This is a genomic window from Pseudomonas sp. HS6 (assembly GCF_023375815.1).
Taxonomy (GTDB): Bacteria; Pseudomonadota; Gammaproteobacteria; order Pseudomonadales; family Pseudomonadaceae; genus Aquipseudomonas.
Genome location: NZ_CP067412.1, coordinates 3,640,467 through 3,657,542, shown reverse-complemented (window position 1 = coordinate 3,657,542; position 17,076 = coordinate 3,640,467). Strand labels below are relative to the sequence as shown.

12 protein-coding genes are annotated in these 17,076 nt (G+C 60.8%); 9 read left to right on the top strand and 3 right to left on the bottom strand.

Annotated features, from left to right (window positions below):
• Positions 1–12 precede the first annotated feature (12 nt).
• The 7 genes from pilQ (at position 13) to hemE (ending at position 13,028) form a co-directional block, all read left to right on the top strand.
• Entirely contained in the window at positions 13–2,091 is a 2,079-nt protein-coding gene (gene pilQ, locus JJN09_RS16460) for a type IV pilus secretin PilQ (RefSeq protein ID WP_249482666.1), read from the top strand.
• Between the two features lie 4 nt (positions 2,092–2,095).
• Positions 2,096–2,614, top strand: coding sequence for a shikimate kinase AroK (gene aroK, locus JJN09_RS16455; RefSeq protein ID WP_025110261.1), 519 nt, complete (start codon positions 2,096–2,098; stop codon positions 2,612–2,614).
• Between the two features lie 142 nt (positions 2,615–2,756).
• On the top strand, positions 2,757–3,857 hold the full coding sequence (gene aroB, locus JJN09_RS16450) for a 3-dehydroquinate synthase (RefSeq protein ID WP_249482665.1): 1,101 nt from the start codon (positions 2,757–2,759) through the stop codon (positions 3,855–3,857).
• Positions 3,858–3,867: 10 nt separating this feature from the next.
• Positions 3,868–5,466 carry an AAA family ATPase gene (locus tag JJN09_RS16445; RefSeq protein WP_249482664.1) on the top strand — a complete coding sequence of 533 codons (1,599 nt, stop codon included), beginning with the start codon at positions 3,868–3,870 and terminating at the stop codon, positions 5,464–5,466.
• Between the two features lie 350 nt (positions 5,467–5,816).
• Positions 5,817–10,262, top strand: a complete 4,446-nt coding sequence (gene gltB / locus JJN09_RS16440) for a glutamate synthase large subunit (protein WP_249482663.1) — start codon at positions 5,817–5,819, stop codon at positions 10,260–10,262.
• A 33-nt stretch (positions 10,263–10,295) separates the two neighbouring features.
• Complete coding sequence (locus JJN09_RS16435; protein WP_007909438.1) at positions 10,296–11,714, top strand: FAD-dependent oxidoreductase; 1,419 nt, start codon at positions 10,296–10,298, stop codon at positions 11,712–11,714.
• Between the two features lie 246 nt (positions 11,715–11,960).
• Entirely contained in the window at positions 11,961–13,028 is a 1,068-nt protein-coding gene (gene hemE, locus JJN09_RS16430) for a uroporphyrinogen decarboxylase (protein WP_047290897.1), read from the top strand.
• Between the two features lie 71 nt (positions 13,029–13,099).
• Here the strand turns inward: hemE and JJN09_RS16425 are convergent, their stop codons facing one another.
• Positions 13,100–14,374: an MFS transporter gene (locus JJN09_RS16425; protein ID WP_249482662.1), complete on the bottom strand. Its 1,275-nt coding sequence runs from the start codon at positions 14,372–14,374 to the stop codon at positions 13,100–13,102.
• Positions 14,375–14,492: 118 nt separating this feature from the next.
• Here JJN09_RS16425 and JJN09_RS16420 point away from each other — a divergent pair, with 118 nt between their 5' ends.
• A complete protein-coding gene (locus JJN09_RS16420; RefSeq protein ID WP_039766450.1) occupies positions 14,493–15,389 on the top strand; it encodes a LysR family transcriptional regulator in 897 nt (298 codons plus the stop codon).
• On the opposite strand, the gene JJN09_RS16415 is transcribed toward JJN09_RS16420, so the two are convergent.
• On the bottom strand, positions 15,390–15,827 hold the full coding sequence (locus JJN09_RS16415) for an excinuclease (RefSeq protein WP_249482661.1): 438 nt from the start codon (positions 15,825–15,827) through the stop codon (positions 15,390–15,392).
• A gap of 212 nt (positions 15,828–16,039) precedes the next feature.
• On the opposite strand from JJN09_RS16415, the gene JJN09_RS16410 reads away from it, so the two are divergent.
• Complete coding sequence (locus tag JJN09_RS16410; protein WP_302851889.1) at positions 16,040–16,423, top strand: type II toxin-antitoxin system PemK/MazF family toxin; 384 nt, start codon at positions 16,040–16,042, stop codon at positions 16,421–16,423.
• Between the two features lie 209 nt (positions 16,424–16,632).
• On the opposite strand, the gene JJN09_RS16405 is transcribed toward JJN09_RS16410, so the two are convergent.
• Positions 16,633–17,076, bottom strand: coding sequence for an excinuclease (locus tag JJN09_RS16405; RefSeq protein WP_249482660.1), 444 nt, complete (start codon positions 17,074–17,076; stop codon positions 16,633–16,635).

Here is a 17,076-nt window from a genome sequence, read left to right as displayed (position 1 = left end):
GGAAGTCGAACAATGAACAGGATTTTCTCCACCCTCGGTTTTTCGCTATGGATAGCGCTGCTGTCGCCGATGGTTCAAGCGGCCAGTCTGAAGACGCTGGATGTTGCGGCGCTGCCGGGCGATCGCGTCGAGTTGAAGCTGTCGTTCGATGGGCCGCCGCCACAGCCCAAGGGCTACACCACCGATTCGCCGGCGCGAATTGCCCTTGATCTGCCGGGGGTGACCAGCCAGCTCACGAGCAAGACCCGTGATCTCGGTAGTGGTAATGCGCGCTCCGCCACAGTGGTCGAGGCCAACGACCGTACCCGGTTGATTATCAACCTGTCGCAACTGGCGCCGTATGACGCCCGGGTCGAGGGGAATACGCTGTTCGTGGTGGTCGGGCAAGGTTCCAAAGTCACCGCGCCGCGACCTGTCACCAAGGCTCCGCGCGCAACGCCGGTGGCCGCCCCGGCCCGGACGTTTACGCCGACGGCCAAGGCCATTCGTGGCGTGGACTTCCAGCGTGGCACGGCGGGCGAGGGCAATGTCGTCATCGACCTGTCTGACCCGACCATCGCGCCGGACATTCAGGAGCATGACGGCAAGATCATCCTCAATTTTGCTCGTACCCAACTTCCAGAACCATTGCGGGTGCGCCTCGACGTCAAGGACTTCGCTACCCCGGTGCAGTTCGTCAATGCCGGCGTCAGCGGGGATCGCGCGACCATCACCGTCGAGCCCAGCGGCACCTTCGACTACTCCACTTACCAGACCGACAACAAGCTGACCGTGAGCATCCGGCCGTTGACTGTCGATGACCTGCAAAAGCGCAACGCCGACCGCAACACCTATAGCGGCGAAAAGCTTTCGCTGAATTTCCAGGACATCGATGTGCGTTCGGTGCTGCAACTGATCGCCGATTTCACCAACCTCAATCTGGTGGCCAGCGACACGGTTCAGGGCGGAATCACCTTGCGCCTGCAAAACGTGCCGTGGGATCAGGCACTGGATCTGGTGCTCAAGACCAAAGGGCTCGACAAACGCAAGGTCGGCAATGTGTTGCTGGTGGCGCCGGCAGATGAAATCGCCGCCCGCGAGCGGCAGGAGCTGGAGTCGCAGAAACAGATCGCCGAGCTGGCGCCGTTACGTCGCGAGCTGCTGCAAGTGAACTACGCCAAGGCCGCGGACATCGCCAAGCTGTTCCAGTCGGTCACCAGCGCCGAGGCCAAAGTCGACGAAAGGGGTTCGATCACCGTTGATGAACGCACCAATAACATCATTGCCTACCAGACTCAGGATCGCCTCGACGAGCTGCGAAGGATCGTGGCGCAACTGGATATTCCGGTGCGTCAGGTAATGATCGAGGCGCGGATCGTCGAGGCCAACGTCGATTACGACAAAAGCCTGGGCGTGCGCTGGGGCGGATCGATCCAGAACAAGGGCAACTGGAATACCTCCGGGGTCAGCAATGGCTCGTCGACCACCATCGGTACGCCGGGCAGCACCAGCACCAACTCACCGTTCGTCGACATGGGCACGGTCAACAACACGTCCGGAATCGGTATCGCGTTCATCACCGACAACGTGTTGCTGGACCTTGAACTGACGGCGATGGAGAAGACAGGCAACGGTGAAATCGTCTCGCAGCCCAAGGTCGTCACCTCCGACAAGGAGACCGCGAAGATCCTCAAGGGCACCGAGATTCCGTATCAGGAAGCCAGTTCCAGCGGCGCTACGTCAGTGTCGTTCAAGGAGGCCTCGCTTTCGCTGGAGGTCACGCCGCAGATCACCCCGGACAACCGCATCATCATGGAGGTGAAGGTCACCAAGGACGAACCGGACTACCTGAACAAAGTGCAGGATGTACCGCCGATCAAGAAAAACGAGGTCAATGCCAAGGTGCTGGTGAACGACGGCGAAACCATCGTGATTGGTGGGGTTTTCTCAAATACTCAAAGCAAGGTCGTAGATAAGGTGCCATTTCTTGGCGATGTGCCGTATCTTGGCCGCCTTTTCCGGCGTGATGTGGTTTCGGAGAAAAAATCCGAGCTGCTGGTATTCCTCACTCCGCGTATCATGAATAACCAGGCGATTGCTGTGAGTCGTTGATTCTGTGCGAAATTTGATTCTTGTAGGACCGATGGGGGCTGGAAAAAGCACCATCGGCCGATTACTGGCCAAAGAGCTGCGCCTGCCGTTCAAGGATTCCGACAAGGAAATTGAACTGCGTACGGGCGCCAATATCCCGTGGATCTTCGACAAGGAAGGCGAGCCCGGTTTTCGTGATCGTGAGCAGGCGATGATCGCCGAGCTGTGCGCGTTCGACGGCGTGGTGCTGGCGACGGGCGGCGGCGCGGTGATGCGCGATGCCAACCGCAAGGCCCTGCATGAGGGCGGGCGAGTGGTGTATCTGCACGCCTCTGTCGAGCAACAGGTCGGCCGTACCGCCCGCGACCGCAATCGGCCGCTGCTGCGCACGGCCAATCCCGAGAAAACCCTGCGCGACCTGCTGGCGATCCGCGATCCGCTTTATCGGGAAATTGCCGATCTGGTGGTGGAAACCGACGAGCGGCCGCCGCGCATGGTCGTGCTCGATATTCTCGACCGCCTGGCACAGCTTCCGCCCCGTTAAAGCGCCGCCCGAAATGCGCTATCCTCGGCGTCCTGTCGAGGGTTGTGGCGGATCGCATGCAAGCGGCGTCACATCACTCAAGACCGGGGACATCCGATAATTCAAGGCAGGACGCCTGCTTCCATCTTCACTGTGGGGACACATGCAGACACTCAAGGTCGATCTAGGCGAGCGCAGCTACCCGATTCATATTGGCGAAGGACTGTTGGATCAGCCTGAATTGCTGGCTCCGCACATCCACGGGCGGCAAGTGGCAATCATCTCCAACGAGACCGTTGCGCCGCTCTATCTCGAGCGTCTGACCCGCAGCCTGTCGCAGTTTTCGGTAGTTTCCGTCGTGCTGCCGGACGGCGAAGCCTTCAAGAACTGGGAAACCCTGCAACTGATCTTCGACGGCCTGCTGACCGCACGTCACGACCGTCGCACCACGGTGATCGCCCTCGGTGGCGGCGTGATCGGCGACATGGCCGGTTTTGCGGCTGCCTGCTACCAGCGCGGCGTCGATTTCATCCAGATTCCTACCACGCTGCTGTCCCAGGTCGACTCGTCGGTGGGTGGCAAGACCGGTATCAACCATCCGCTGGGCAAGAACATGGTCGGCGCCTTCTATCAGCCGAACGTGGTGCTGATCGATACGGCGTCCCTGAAAACCCTGCCAGCGCGCGAGCTGTCGGCAGGCCTGGCGGAAGTCATCAAGTACGGCCTGATCTGCGACGAGCCGTTCCTGACCTGGCTCGAAGACAACGTCGACGCCCTGCGTGCGCTGGATCAAAAAGCCCTGACCTATGCCATCGAGCGCTCCTGCGCGGCCAAGGCTGCAGTGGTCGGCGCCGATGAGAAAGAAACCGGTGTACGCGCCACGCTCAACCTCGGCCACACCTTCGGCCACGCCATCGAAACCCACATGGGCTATGGTGTCTGGTTGCACGGTGAAGCGGTCGCTGCTGGCACTGTAATGGCGATGGAAATGTCCGCACGCCTCGGCTGGATCAGCGAGCAAGAGCGCGATCGCGGGATTCGTCTGTTCCAGCGTGCCGGCCTGCCGGTGGTTCCGCCGGAAGAGATGAGCGAAGCCGATTTTCTCGAACACATGGCAATTGACAAAAAAGTGATCGACGGTCGTTTACGCCTGGTGCTGCTGCGCCGGATGGGCGAAGCGGTAGTGACCGACGATTATCCGAAAGAGGTTCTACAGGCCACGCTGGGAGCGGATTACCGCGCTCTGGCTCAGCTTAAAGGTTAATAAGATTCCGATGACTAGTTTGCATGCCGACGAGGCGTTCCTCGGCCATTTCCAGTTAAGTCATGACCCTTTCGCTCCACGGGTCCCGGGCTTCAAATTCTTCCCAGCCCAGCGCAAACCGGTGCTGGGTCAACTGCATCACCTGGCGCGTTACAGCCAGTTGCTGCTGGTGGTCACCGGCCCTCAAGGCAGCGGCAAGACCTTGCTGCGTCAGGCGCTGGTGGCGAGCACCAACAAACAGTCGGTTCAGAGTGTTGTCGTCTCCGCCCGTGGCGCCGGCGATGCGGCTGGTGTGCTGCGTCAGGTCGCACAGGCGCTGGACGTGGCCCGAGCTGAAGTCGGGGCGATCCTCGATCAGGTCGTACAGCTGGCGCTGACCGGTCAGGAAGTCTATCTGCTGGTGGATGACGCCGAGCAGCTCGACGAGTCCGCCCTCGAAGCCCTGATGGCATTGGGTGCCGGCGCGCCGGAAGGCCGTCCGCATGTGTTCCTGTTCGGTGAGTCGTCGCTGATTGCTCAGCTTGAGGCGCTGCACCTTGAGGAAGAGCGCTTCCACGTCATCGAATTGCAGCCGTACACCGAAGAAGAAACCCGCGAATATCTCGACCAGCGGCTCGAAGGCGCCGGCCGTGGTGTCGAACTTTTCACCGCGGATCAGATCTCTGATATTCACGAAAGCTCCGAGGGTTGGCCGGGCAACATCAACCAGGTCGCTCGCGATGCTCTGATCGAAGTCATGATTGCCAGCCGCTCTGCGGTCAAGCGTCCAAGTATGGGGTTCAACATGCCGAAGAAACACGTATTGGCGATTTCCGCCGTCGTCGTGGTGGCGGTCGCTGCCGCCTGGCTGATGCCCGGTCGCAACAAGGCGCCGACCACCGGCGCACCGGCCAACGAACAGGCACAATTGCCATTGGGCCAGGGTGGTGCACCGAACGTGGAGTTCGCCGGTAACACTCAGCCGATGCCGTTGCCGCTGGTCGGCAATTCGCAACCGGTCATGCGCAAGCCATTGGCCGAAGCGGCCGGCGGGATCACTGAGGGTGACGACGGTGTGCCGCTGGAAGGTTCCAGCAATACACCGCCAACCGTGACCACTTCCGCGCCGCCGGTTGGTGTGCCGGCCGGTCCTGCACCGACGCCGGTTCCAGTTCCAGCGGCCAAACCGACGCCAGCACCGACTCAGGTCGCGACAGCCAAGCCAGTGCCTGCTCCGGCCGCTCCTGTCGCCAAGCCTGCTCCTGCGCCGGCCAAGCCTGTCGCAGCCGCTAAGCCTGTCGAGAAAGCGGCCGAGAAGCCGGTCACCGTCGCCAAAGCCGCCGGTGGCAGCTGGTACGCCGGCCAGGCGCCGGGCAACTATGTGGTGCAGATCCTCGGCACCAGCTCTGAAGCCGCCGCGCAAAACTTCGTCAAGGAGCAGGGCGGCGAGTACCGTTATTTCAAGAAAGTCCTCAACGGCAAGCCGCTCTACGTGATCACCTATGGCAGCTTTGCCAATCGTGATGCGGCCGTTTCTGCCATCAAGGCCTTGCCAGCGAAGGTTCAGGCTGGTAAACCTTGGCCTCGCACTGTCGCCAGCGTCCAACAGGAACTGGCAACAACTCGCTGAAGATTCGGCGGCCTTACCCAGGCCGCCTCTCCAAGCACCTCAAAATCTCTACAAGTGCGCGCCGTCTCTACAGACCGCGTGCCTTGTGGTGTCTGCGTCACAGTAGTCTTTGAGTCGTTGCGGTCAAAATTAAAAAAGTTTTGACTAGCACAGCAGATCGCTTTAAACCTTTCACAAATGCGACATGAATTTGCGACATTTCGTCGTCAAATTTGTGAGCCTCTGTGTCGCTGTGTACAATGACCACCCTTTTGCCCCCGCTAAGCCGGCGTACGTTCGGCGCGAGATGCAAGTGGTTGAATTGAAAAGAAATTTGCCTCGAAAAGAGGCAGCCTGGTGAGAAAGTGTCTATGAAAGCAGGTCTGTACCAACCAGATGAATTCAAGGATAACTGCGGTTTCGGCCTGATAGCCCATATGCAGGGCGAGCCCAGTCATACCCTATTGCAAACGGCCATTGAGGCCCTGACCTGCATGACCCACCGCGGTGGGATTAATGCCGACGGCAAGACCGGTGACGGTTGCGGTCTGCTGATTCAAAAGCCCGACGCCTTCCTGCGTGCCATTGCCCAGGAAGCCTTCAGCGTCGAGTTGCCCAAGCAATATGCCGTGGGCATGGTCTTCTTCAATCAGGATCCGGCCAAGGCCGAAGCGGCTCGCGAAAACATGAACCGCGAGATCCAGGCTGAAGGCCTGCAACTGATCGGCTGGCGCAAAGTGCCTATCGACACTAGCGTCCTCGGCCGCCTCGCCCTTGAGCGCCTGCCGCAGATCGAGCAGGTGTACATCGGTGGCGAAGGCCTGAGCGATCAGGACATGGCGGTCAAGCTGTTCAGCGCCCGTCGTCGTTCGTCGGTGGCCAACGCCGCCGACACCGACCACTACATCTGCAGCTTTTCCCACAAGACCATCATCTATAAAGGCCTGATGATGCCGGCCGACCTGGCCGCGTTCTATCCGGACCTGGGTGACCAGCGCCTGCAAACCGCAATCTGCGTGTTCCACCAGCGCTTCTCCACCAACACCTTGCCGAAATGGCCGCTGGCTCAGCCATTCCGCTTCCTCGCCCACAACGGCGAGATCAACACCATCACCGGCAACCGCAACTGGGCCCAGGCCCGTCGCACCAAGTTCAGCAACGATCTGATGGATCTGGAAGAACTCGGCCCGCTGGTGAACCGTGTCGGTTCCGACTCCTCAAGCATGGACAACATGCTCGAGCTGATGGTCACCGGCGGCATCGACCTGTTCCGTGGCGTGCGGATGATCATTCCGCCTGCGTGGCAGAACGTCGAAACCATGGACCCGGATCTGCGTGCGTTTTACGAGTACAACTCGATGCACATGGAGCCGTGGGACGGCCCGGCCGGCGTTGTAATGACCGATGGCCGCTACGCAGTGTGCCTGCTCGACCGTAACGGTCTGCGCCCGGCGCGTTGGGTCACCACCACCAACGGTTTCATCACTGTCGCCTCGGAAATCGGCGTCTGGAACTACCAGCCGCAGGACGTGATCGCCAAGGGTCGCGTCGGTCCTGGCCAGATCCTCGCCGTGGACACCGAAACCGGGCAGATCCTCGACACCGACGCGATCGACAACCGTCTGAAATCCCGTCATCCGTACAAGCAATGGCTGCGCAAGAATGCCCTGCGCATTCAGGCGACCATGGAAGACAACGATCACGGTTCGGCTTTCTACGACGTCGATCAGCTCAAGCAATACATGAAGATGTATCAGGTCACGTTCGAAGAGCGCGATCAGGTATTGCGTCCGCTCGGCGAGCAAGGCTATGAGGCCGTCGGCTCGATGGGCGACGACACGCCGATGGCCGTGCTGTCCCAGCGCGTGCGCACGCCGTACGACTATTTCCGTCAGCAGTTCGCGCAGGTGACCAACCCGCCGATCGACCCGCTGCGTGAAGCGATCGTGATGTCACTGGAAATCTGCCTCGGTGCCGAGCGCAACATCTTCCAGGAATCGCCGGAGCACGCTTCGCGCGTGATCCTCAGCTCGCCAGTGATCTCGCCGGCCAAGTGGCGTTCGCTGATGAACCTCGACCGCCCGGGTTTCGAGCGGCAGATCATCGACCTCAACTACGACGAAACCGTCGGCCTCGAAGCGGCGATCCGCAACGTCGCCGATCAGGCTGAAGAAGCCGTACGTGCCGGTCGTACCCAGATCGTCCTGAGCGACCGCCATATCGCGCCGGGCAAACTGCCGATCCACGCCTCGATGGCCACCGGCGCGGTACACCACCGCCTGACCGAAAAAGGCTTGCGTTGCGACTCCAACATCCTCGTTGAAACCGCAACTGCCCGCGATCCGCATCACTTTGCGGTGCTGATCGGTTTCGGCGCCTCGGCGGTCTATCCGTTCCTGGCCTACGAAGTGCTGGGCGACCTGATCCGTACCGGTGAAGTCCTGGGCGACCTCTACGAGGTGTTCAAGAACTACCGCAAAGGCATCACCAAAGGTCTGTTGAAGATCCTGTCGAAGATGGGTATCTCGACCATCGCCTCGTACCGTGGTGCTCAGCTGTTCGAAGCCATCGGTCTGTCCGAAGAAGTTTGCGAGCTGAGCTTCCGTGGCGTGCCGAGTCGCATCAAGGGTGCGCGTTTCGTCGACATCGAAGCCGAGCAGAAAGCACTGGCCACTGAAGCCTGGAGTCCGCGCAAGCCGATCCAGCAGGGCGGTCTGCTGAAGTTCGTCCACGGTGGCGAATACCACGCGTACAACCCGGACGTGGTCAACACCCTGCAAGCCGCCGTGCAGCAGGGCGACTACTCCAAGTTCAAGGAATACACCTCGCTGGTGGACAACCGTCCGGTGTCGATGATCCGCGACCTGTTCAAGGTCAAGACCCTCGACACGCCGCTGGACATCAGTGAAATCGAGCCGCTGGAATCGGTGCTCAAGCGCTTCGACTCCGCCGGCATCTCTTTGGGCGCACTGTCGCCGGAAGCTCACGAAGCCCTGGCCGAAGCCATGAACCGCCTCGGTGCGCGTTCCAACTCCGGCGAAGGCGGCGAAGACCCGGCGCGCTACGGCACCATCAAGAGCTCGAAAATCAAGCAGGTTGCGACCGGCCGTTTCGGGGTGACCCCGGAATACCTGGTCAACGCCGAAGTGCTGCAGATCAAGGTCGCCCAGGGCGCCAAGCCGGGCGAGGGCGGGCAACTGCCTGGCGGTAAAGTGAACGGGCTGATCGCCAAGCTGCGTTATGCAGTGCCGGGCGTGACCCTGATTTCGCCACCGCCGCACCACGACATCTATTCGATCGAAGACTTGTCGCAGCTGATCTTCGACCTGAAACAGGTCAACCCGAAGGCACTGGTTTCGGTGAAGCTTGTGGCTGAAGCGGGCGTCGGCACCATCGCCGCCGGTGTGGCCAAGGCCTATGCGGACTTGATCACCATTTCCGGCTACGACGGTGGCACCGGTGCTTCGCCACTGACCTCGATCAAATACGCCGGTGCACCGTGGGAACTCGGCCTGGCCGAAACCCACCAGACCCTGCGCGGCAACGACCTGCGCGGCAAGGTTCGGGTGCAGACCGACGGCGGCCTGAAAACCGGCCTCGACGTGATCAAGGCAGCCATCCTCGGCGCCGAAAGCTTCGGCTTCGGTACCGCGCCGATGATCGCGCTGGGCTGCAAATACCTGCGCATCTGCCACCTCAACAACTGCGCCACCGGCGTCGCGACTCAGAACGAGAAGCTGCGCAAGGATCACTACATCGGCACCGTCGACATGGTGGTGAACTTCTTCACCTACGTCGCCGAAGAAACCCGTGAGTGGCTGGCCAAGCTCGGCGTGCGTTCCCTCGAAGAGCTGATCGGCCGCACCGATCTGCTGGAAATCCTCGAAGGCCAGACCGCCAAGCAACATCACCTGGATCTGACCCCGCTGCTGGGCAGCGATCACATCCCGGCGGACAAGCCGCAGTTCTGCGGCGTCGAGCGCAATCCGCCGTTCGACCAAGGCCTGCTGGCCGAGAGAATGGTCGAGATGGCGACGTCGGCGATCAACGACCTCAGCGGCGCCGAGTTCGAACTGGACATCTGCAACTGCGACCGTTCGATCGGCGCGCGGATCTCCGGCGAAATCGCCCGCAAGCATGGCAATCAGGGCATGGCCAAGGCGCCAGTCACCTTCCGCTTCAAGGGCACTGCGGGTCAGAGCTTCGGCGTGTGGAACGCCGGCGGTCTGAACATGTACCTGGAAGGCGATGCCAACGACTACGTCGGCAAAGGCATGACCGGCGGCAAACTGGTTATCGTGCCGCCGAAGGGCAGCGCTTATCAGACTCAGAACAGCGCCATCATCGGCAACACCTGCCTGTACGGCGCCACTGGCGGCAAACTGTTCGCCGCCGGCACCGCAGGCGAGCGTTTCGCCGTGCGCAACTCCGGTGCCCACACGGTCGTGGAAGGCACTGGTGATCACTGCTGCGAGTACATGACCGGTGGTTTCGTCTGCGTCCTGGGCAAGACCGGTTACAACTTCGGCTCTGGCATGACCGGCGGTTTCGCCTACGTGCTCGACCAGGACAACACCTTCGTTGACCGGGTCAACCACGAACTGGTGGAAATCCAGCGGATCAGCGGCGAGGCGATGGAGGCCTATCGCAGCCACCTGCAGAACGTGCTGAACGAGTACGTCGAGGAAACCGACAGCGAGTGGGGTCGTGAGCTCGCCGAGAACCTCGATGACTACTTGCGTCGTTTCTGGCTGGTCAAGCCGAAGGCTGCCAACCTGAAGTCGTTGCTTTCCAGCACTCGTGCCAACCCGCAGTGATATGCGCCTGAAGAGTTTGATGAGGTTTTAACAATGGCTGAACGTCTGAATAACGACTTCCAGTTCATCGACGTCGGGCGCAAAGATCCGAAGAAGAAACTGTTGCGTCAACGCAAGAAAGAGTTCGTTGAGATCTACGAACCGTTCAAACCCCAGCAGTCGGCCGACCAGGCCCACCGCTGCCTGGGTTGCGGCAACCCGTATTGCGAATGGAAGTGCCCGGTGCACAACTTCATTCCGAACTGGCTGAAGCTGGTGGCCGAGGGCAACATCCTCCAGGCCGCCGAGCTGTCGCACCAGACCAACACCCTGCCGGAAGTCTGCGGCCGGGTGTGCCCGCAGGATCGTCTGTGCGAGGGTGCCTGCACCCTCAACGACGGCTTTGGCGCGGTGACCATCGGTTCGGTCGAGAAGTACATCACCGACACCGCGTTCGCCATGGGCTGGCGCCCGGACATGTCCAAGGTCAAACCGACTGGCAAGCGTGTCGCGATCATCGGTGCAGGCCCGGCGGGCCTCGGTTGTGCCGACGTGCTGGTGCGCGGTGGCGTGACCCCGGTGGTGTTCGACAAGAACCCGGAAATCGGCGGTCTGCTGACCTTCGGCATCCCCGAGTTCAAGCTTGAGAAGACCGTGCTGAGCAATCGCCGCGAAGTCTTCACCGGCATGGGCATCGAGTTCCGCCTCAACACCGAGGTCGGCAAGGACGTGACCATGGAGCAACTGCTCGCCGAATACGATGCCGTGTTCATGGGTATGGGCACCTATACCTACATGAAGGGCGGTTTTGCCGGTGAGGACCTGCCGGGCGTTTACGACGCGCTGGACTTCCTCATCGCCAACGTCAATCGCAACCTGGGCTTTGAAAAGTCGCCGGAAGATTTCGTCGACATGAAAGGCAAGAAGGTTGTGGTGCTGGGCGGCGGTGACACGGCGATGGACTGCAACCGGACTTCGATCCGTCAGGGCGCCAAGTCGGTGACCTGCGCTTATCGGCGTGACGAAGCGAACATGCCCGGCTCGCGCAAAGAGGTGAAGAACGCCAAGGAAGAAGGCGTGAAATTCCTCTACAACCGCCAGCCGATCGCTATCGTTGGTGAAGACAAGGTCGAAGGCGTGAAAGTGGTCGAGACCCGTCTCGGCGAACCGGACGCCCGTGGCCGTCGCAGCCCCGAGCCGATCCCGGGTTCCGAAGAGATCATCCCGGCCGACGCCGTGGTCATCGCTTTCGGTTTCCGTCCGAGCCCGGCACCGTGGTTCGAGCAGTTCGAGATCCAGACCGACAGCCAGGGCCGCGTCGTTGCGCCCGAGCAAGGTCAGTACAAGCACCAGACCAGCAACCCGAAAATCTTTGCCGGTGGCGACATGGTGCGCGGTTCCGACCTGGTGGTGACGGCGATCTTCGAAGGCCGCAATGCGGCTGAAGGGATCCTCGATTACCTGGGCGTCTAAACCCCGCTCGAAACTGCAATGCAATACCTGTGGGAGCTGGCTTGCCAGCGATAGCATCACCTTGGTTTACCTGACAAACCGAGTTGCATGCATCGCTGGCAAGCCAGCTCCCACAGTGTTTTGTGGTGTTGCAAAGCCAGCATTCCAGCGCGACAAATTGACCCGATAGACAAAAGGCTGACCTGCAACCGTGCCTTTTGCGTCGCGCTCTGAGAAAATGCCCGCACTTTTTTTCCGGATGCCGACATGACTGCCCTGAAGAACGACCGTTTCCTCCGCGCCCTGCTCAAGCAACCCGTAGACGTCACCCCTGTGTGGATGATGCGCCAGGCCGGCCGCTACCTGCCGGAATACCGCGCCAGCCGCGCTCAGGCCGGCGACTTCATGAGCCTGTGCATGAATCCGGAATTCGCCTGCGAAGTCACGATGCAACCCCTCGACCGCTATCCGCAACTGGACGCGGCGATCCTGTTCTCCGACATCCTCACCATTCCCGATGCCATGGGCCAGGGCCTGTACTTCGAGACTGGTGAAGGTCCGCGCTTCAAGAAAGTCGTCAGCACTCTGGCTGACATCGAAGCTCTGCCGATCCCGGACCCGCACAAAGACCTCGGTTACGTGATGGACGCGGTCAGCACCATCCGCCGCGAACTGAACGGCCGTGTACCGCTGATCGGTTTCTCCGGTAGCCCGTGGACTCTCGCCACTTACATGGTCGAAGGCGGCTCGTCGAAAGACTTCCGCAAGACCAAGGCGATGCTCTACGACAACCCGCAAGCCATGCACCTGCTGCTGGACAAGCTGGCGCAGTCGGTGACTTCGTACCTGAACGGCCAGATCCAGGCCGGCGCCCAAGCGGTACAGATCTTCGATACCTGGGGCGGCAACCTGTCGGCGGCGGCGTATCAGGAATTCTCCCTGGCCTACATGAAGAAAATCGTCAGCGGCCTGATCCGCGAGCACGACGGTCGCAAGGTTCCGGTGATCCTGTTCACCAAGAACGGCGGCCTGTGGCTGGAAAGCATCGCCGAGGCTGGCGCCGACGCACTGGGCCTGGACTGGACCTGCGACATCGGTAACGCCCGCGCCCGCGTCGGTGACAAGGTCGCACTGCAAGGCAACATGGACCCGACCGTGCTGTACGCCAAACCTGAAGCGATCCGCACCGAAGTCGGGCGCATCCTCGCCAGCTACGGCAAAGGCAGCGGCCACGTGTTCAACCTTGGCCACGGCATCACGCCTGAAGTCGATCCGGAACATGCCGGCGCCTTCCTGCGTGCGGTGCATGAACTGTCGGCGCAGTATCACGAGTAATCGGCGCTCAGCTCTAATGGTAGAAAACCAAAACGCCCGGCTTATGCCGGGCGTTTTTTTGTGGGCGTGAATCAGGCTTTTACGCCACCCAGTGGCGGCAACTTCGCCAGCTTCAACGCCACCAACAGCGCCACCAGCAACAACGCACCGATAAACAGACCGATCCCGTTCCACCCGGCCATGTGCCAGAACACTCCGCCCGCCGTCCCGGCGATGCTCGACCCGGCGTAATAGCTGAACAGGTACAACGAAGACGCCTGGCCCTTGGCCTTGAGTGCCCGACGGCCGATCCAGCTGCTGGCTACCGAGTGGGCGGCGAAGAAGCCGAAGGTGAAGATCAGCATGCCGATGATCACCAGTGGCAGCGGTGTGAACATGGTCAGGGCGAGGCCGGCGAACATTAGGGCGATGGTCGCCCACAGCACTTTGCGACGGCCCAGTTTGTCGGCCAGCGAACCGATTTTCGCCGAGCTGTAGATGCCCGACAGGTAGACCACCGACAACAGCCCCACAAACACCTGATCCAGGTGATACGGCTCGGCCAGCAGGCGGTAGCCGATGTAGTTGAACAACGTGACGAACGCGCCCATCAGCACGAACGCCTCAAGGAAAAGCAGCGGCAAGCCGGCATCGCGAAAGTGCATGGTGAAACCGTCGAGCAGGCTGCGCGGGTGCAGCGAGCGGGAGCGAAAGTTGCGTGACTCCGGCAGGATCTTCCAGAACACCGCCGCCGCGATCAGCGCCAGACCGCCGATCACCAGCATCGCTGTGTGCCAGCTGACGAAGTCGATCAGTACACCGGTGATCAACCGTCCACTCATCCCGCCGATCGCGTTGCCGCCGATGTACAGGCCCATCGCCAGACCGATGTGCTGCGGATGGATTTCCTCGCTGAGGTAAGTCATTGCAACCGCCGCCAGACCACTCAACGACAACCCGATCAGCGCACGCATGATCAGCACGCCGTGCCAGCTCGGCATCATCGAACTGGCGATGGTGCAAAGCGCCGCAGCAAACAGTGCGGCGACCATCACCGGTTTGCGCCCGACCCGATCGGAAATCGGCCCGGTGATCAGCAGACCGAAGGCCAGCATGCCGGTGGCCACCGACAGGATCAGGCTGCTCTGTGCCGCGTTGATCGAATATTCGTGGGACAGCAGCGGCATCATCGGCTGCACGCAGTACAGCAGGGCGAACGTCGCGAAGCCGCCGCTGAACAGCGCGAGTACCGTGCGCATGAACGCTGGTGTGCCTTTCTCGATGTAGATCTCTTGCAGTTCGGTCAGCACATCGTCCGCCGCAGCGGGCGGGACTTCATGGGCCAGTGGAGCGACGGCGGTTTTCACATCAGACCTCGGAGGGCGCGGGCAGGCAGGCAATGAAAAAATCATATAGCTGGCTAATGTTTCTATCCAATATATTGTTCGACCTGTTTGATAGCTTTAACGACCTAATGGGGTTTTCATGGAATTGCGTCACTTGCGCTACTTCATCGCCGTCGCCGAAGAACTGCACTTCGGCCGCGCCGCCCAGGTGCTGGGCATCTCCCAGCCACCGCTGAGCCAGCAGATTCAGGCGCTGGAACAGGAAGTCGGCGCACGGCTGTTCGAGCGTACCAATCGTCGGGTCGAGCTCAGCGAAGCCGGGCGACTGTTTCTGGAAGAGGCGCGGTTGGTGCTGGCTCAGGTCGACAAAGCGGCGGATGTGGCGCGGCGTGCGCAACTGGGTGAACTCGGTGAGTTGAAGATCGGCTTCACCTCGTCGGCACCGTTCAACTCGACCATTCCCCAGGCGATTTTTTCCTTCCGCCAGCGCTTCCCGGCCGTGCACCTGAACCTGCGCGAGATGAGCAGCACCATGGTGGCCGACGCGTTGGTGGACGAGTCGATCGAGGTCGGCATCATGCGTCCGCTGGGCCTGCCGGATTCGCTGAGCGTGGTCGAACTGATGCGTGAGCCCTTGGTCGCGGTGCTCAGCTCCAAGCATCCATTGGCGCAGGGCAGTGAGGAAGGTCTGTTTTTGTCGGCTCTGGCTCTGGAGCCGTTCGTGTTCTTCCCGCGCAGCTACGGCAGTGGTCTGTATTCGCAACTGATCAGCCTGGCCCGTGACGCCGGGTTCAGTCCGCACTTCGCCCAAGAGGCCGGCGAAGCCATGACCATCATCGGTCTGGTGGCGGCGGGCCTGGGCGTGTCGGTGATGCCGGCCTCGTATCAGCGGATGCGCATCGATGGCGTGGTCTATCGACCGCTGCTGGACCCCGAGGCTGTGACGGCGGTGTGGCTGGTGCAGCGCAAGGATCAGAAATCGCCGATGGCCAAGGCGTTTGTCGAGCTGCTCACACGCAAGGTCGAAGCCGGCTGATCAGGGCAGCCGCACCAGATCCCCCTTCAACGCCACCCGCGTCACAAACACCCCGGCGCGACATTCGTAAGTGTTCAGATCCTTGCGTACATGCTGGTCGTAGTAGCTGACGATATTGGTCACCGCATTGGCTCCGACGCGCTTGGCCTGGGCCTGCAGCGCAATAAGGTTCGACTGCAACACCCACTCGCACGAGTCGTGATCGCTCTTGTTGAAACCGTTGGTCTTCAGATCGCTGACCACGCCGCGCTGCAACATCCGCTGAGTCCCCTGTGGTCCATTGCCGATCAGGTAGAACTTCACACTGCCATCCAGCCGCCCGGCACGAATCGCATCCGACAGCACGTTTTCGAACGGCATGTACATCAGGTTGGTGGCGTGGCTGGCGCTGGGCAGCAGGCTGAAAAGGGTGGCGGCGATCAGGGCTTTCGCTTGCATGGTCATCTCCTTGACGGTGAAAGAGAACCGCGAGTGCTCGACCGACCGGGCTCGCCGTTCCGGCAGGCGCTATGTGTCGGCCTGTTTGAGCGAGTGTAGTTGTGGTGCACAGGTTTGGTTGGCTCGACTCCGTACATTTCGAGTAACGGAACTGTCTTAGGGAATATGGCCGTTGTTGCGCAAAATCAGTTCTTTTCAAGCGAGTGTCACGGATGCCACTTCGATACCAGCCTAAGGAGGGCAGTGTTTTGATTTGCGATTTCAGGGGTTATGAAATCCCCGAGATGGTCAAAGTCAGACCTGTTGTTGTGTTACGTAAACATCGAACCAACAGCCTGTTGGTAACAGTAGTGCCGTTGAGTACCACCGCCCCTGATTGTTTGCTCGGGCACCATCTTGAACTTGCAAGCCACCTTCAGGGAGCCAGCCCGAGCTGTTGGGCAAAGTGCGACATGATTGCCACAGTCAGTCTTTCGCGGCTTGATCGGATCAAAAGCCGGGATCGGCAAGGCAAACGCATCTACTTGATCTCACATCTTGCAACAGACGAATTTCACGCGATCAAAACCGCAGTCAGACGGGCGTTGGGACTGTGATGGCTACTGAGGTGGCGCATCAAAGCCAAATGCCAGCCGTTGCTCCACATGCAGTTTCAGGCAATACTGCCGGCGTTCCCGAAAGGGGCTTGTGAGACTCTGAGGATCCTGGGCAACCAGCCATCGCAGAGCCAGGCAGGTGAGAGGCGATGACAAGCCAACCTGTTTGTGAAAGGGCGCCGAAAGGCGCCCTTTGTCGTTTCTCGCGACTACTGAACCGTCGCCAGATCACCCTTCAACGCTACGCCGGCCATGATCGCGCCCGCGTGGCATTCGTAGTTTTTCGCATCCTTGCGCTCGTTGCTCTTGTAGAAGCTGACGATGTTGGTCACGGCGTTGGCGCCGGCGTTTTTCGCGGCCTGGTGCAGGCTGATGATGGCCGATTGCACGACCCATTCGCAGGCCACTTCATCGGACTTGTTGAAGGCGTTGGTCTTCTTGTTGGTCACCGCGCCAGGGCTGACGACGGTAACTTTGCCGGCCGGCGCATTGCCCGCCAGATAAAACTTCACGCTGCCGTCGATCTTGCCGGTACGGGTCGCTTCGGCGACCGCTTTGTCGAACGGCAGGTACACCGCCGTGTCACGGGCCTGGCTGACTGCCGGCAAGGCGCAGAGCAGCAGGGTGGCGGCAGCGAGTTTGTTCAAACGCAT

Excerpts from the sequence above, each read along its gene's own strand:
- pilQ (WP_249482666.1), top strand. The coding sequence starts at position 13 with ATGAACAGGATTTTCTCCACCCTCGGTTTTTCGCTATGGATAGCGCTG.
- aroB (WP_249482665.1), top strand. The coding sequence starts at position 2,757 with ATGCAGACACTCAAGGTCGATCTAGGCGAGCGCAGCTACCCGATTCAT.
- JJN09_RS16445 (WP_249482664.1), top strand. The coding sequence starts at position 3,868 with ATGACTAGTTTGCATGCCGACGAGGCGTTCCTCGGCCATTTCCAGTTA.
- gltB (WP_249482663.1), top strand. The coding sequence starts at position 5,817 with ATGAAAGCAGGTCTGTACCAACCAGATGAATTCAAGGATAACTGCGGT.
- JJN09_RS16435 (WP_007909438.1), top strand. The coding sequence starts at position 10,296 with ATGGCTGAACGTCTGAATAACGACTTCCAGTTCATCGACGTCGGGCGC.
- hemE (WP_047290897.1), top strand. The coding sequence starts at position 11,961 with ATGACTGCCCTGAAGAACGACCGTTTCCTCCGCGCCCTGCTCAAGCAA.
- JJN09_RS16420 (WP_039766450.1), top strand. The coding sequence starts at position 14,493 with ATGGAATTGCGTCACTTGCGCTACTTCATCGCCGTCGCCGAAGAACTG.
- JJN09_RS16415 (WP_249482661.1), bottom strand. The coding sequence starts at position 15,827 with ATGCAAGCGAAAGCCCTGATCGCCGCCACCCTTTTCAGCCTGCTGCCC.
- JJN09_RS16410 (WP_302851889.1), top strand. The coding sequence starts at position 16,040 with ATGCCACTTCGATACCAGCCTAAGGAGGGCAGTGTTTTGATTTGCGAT.
- JJN09_RS16405 (WP_249482660.1), bottom strand. The coding sequence starts at position 17,076 with ATGCGTTTGAACAAACTCGCTGCCGCCACCCTGCTGCTCTGCGCCTTG.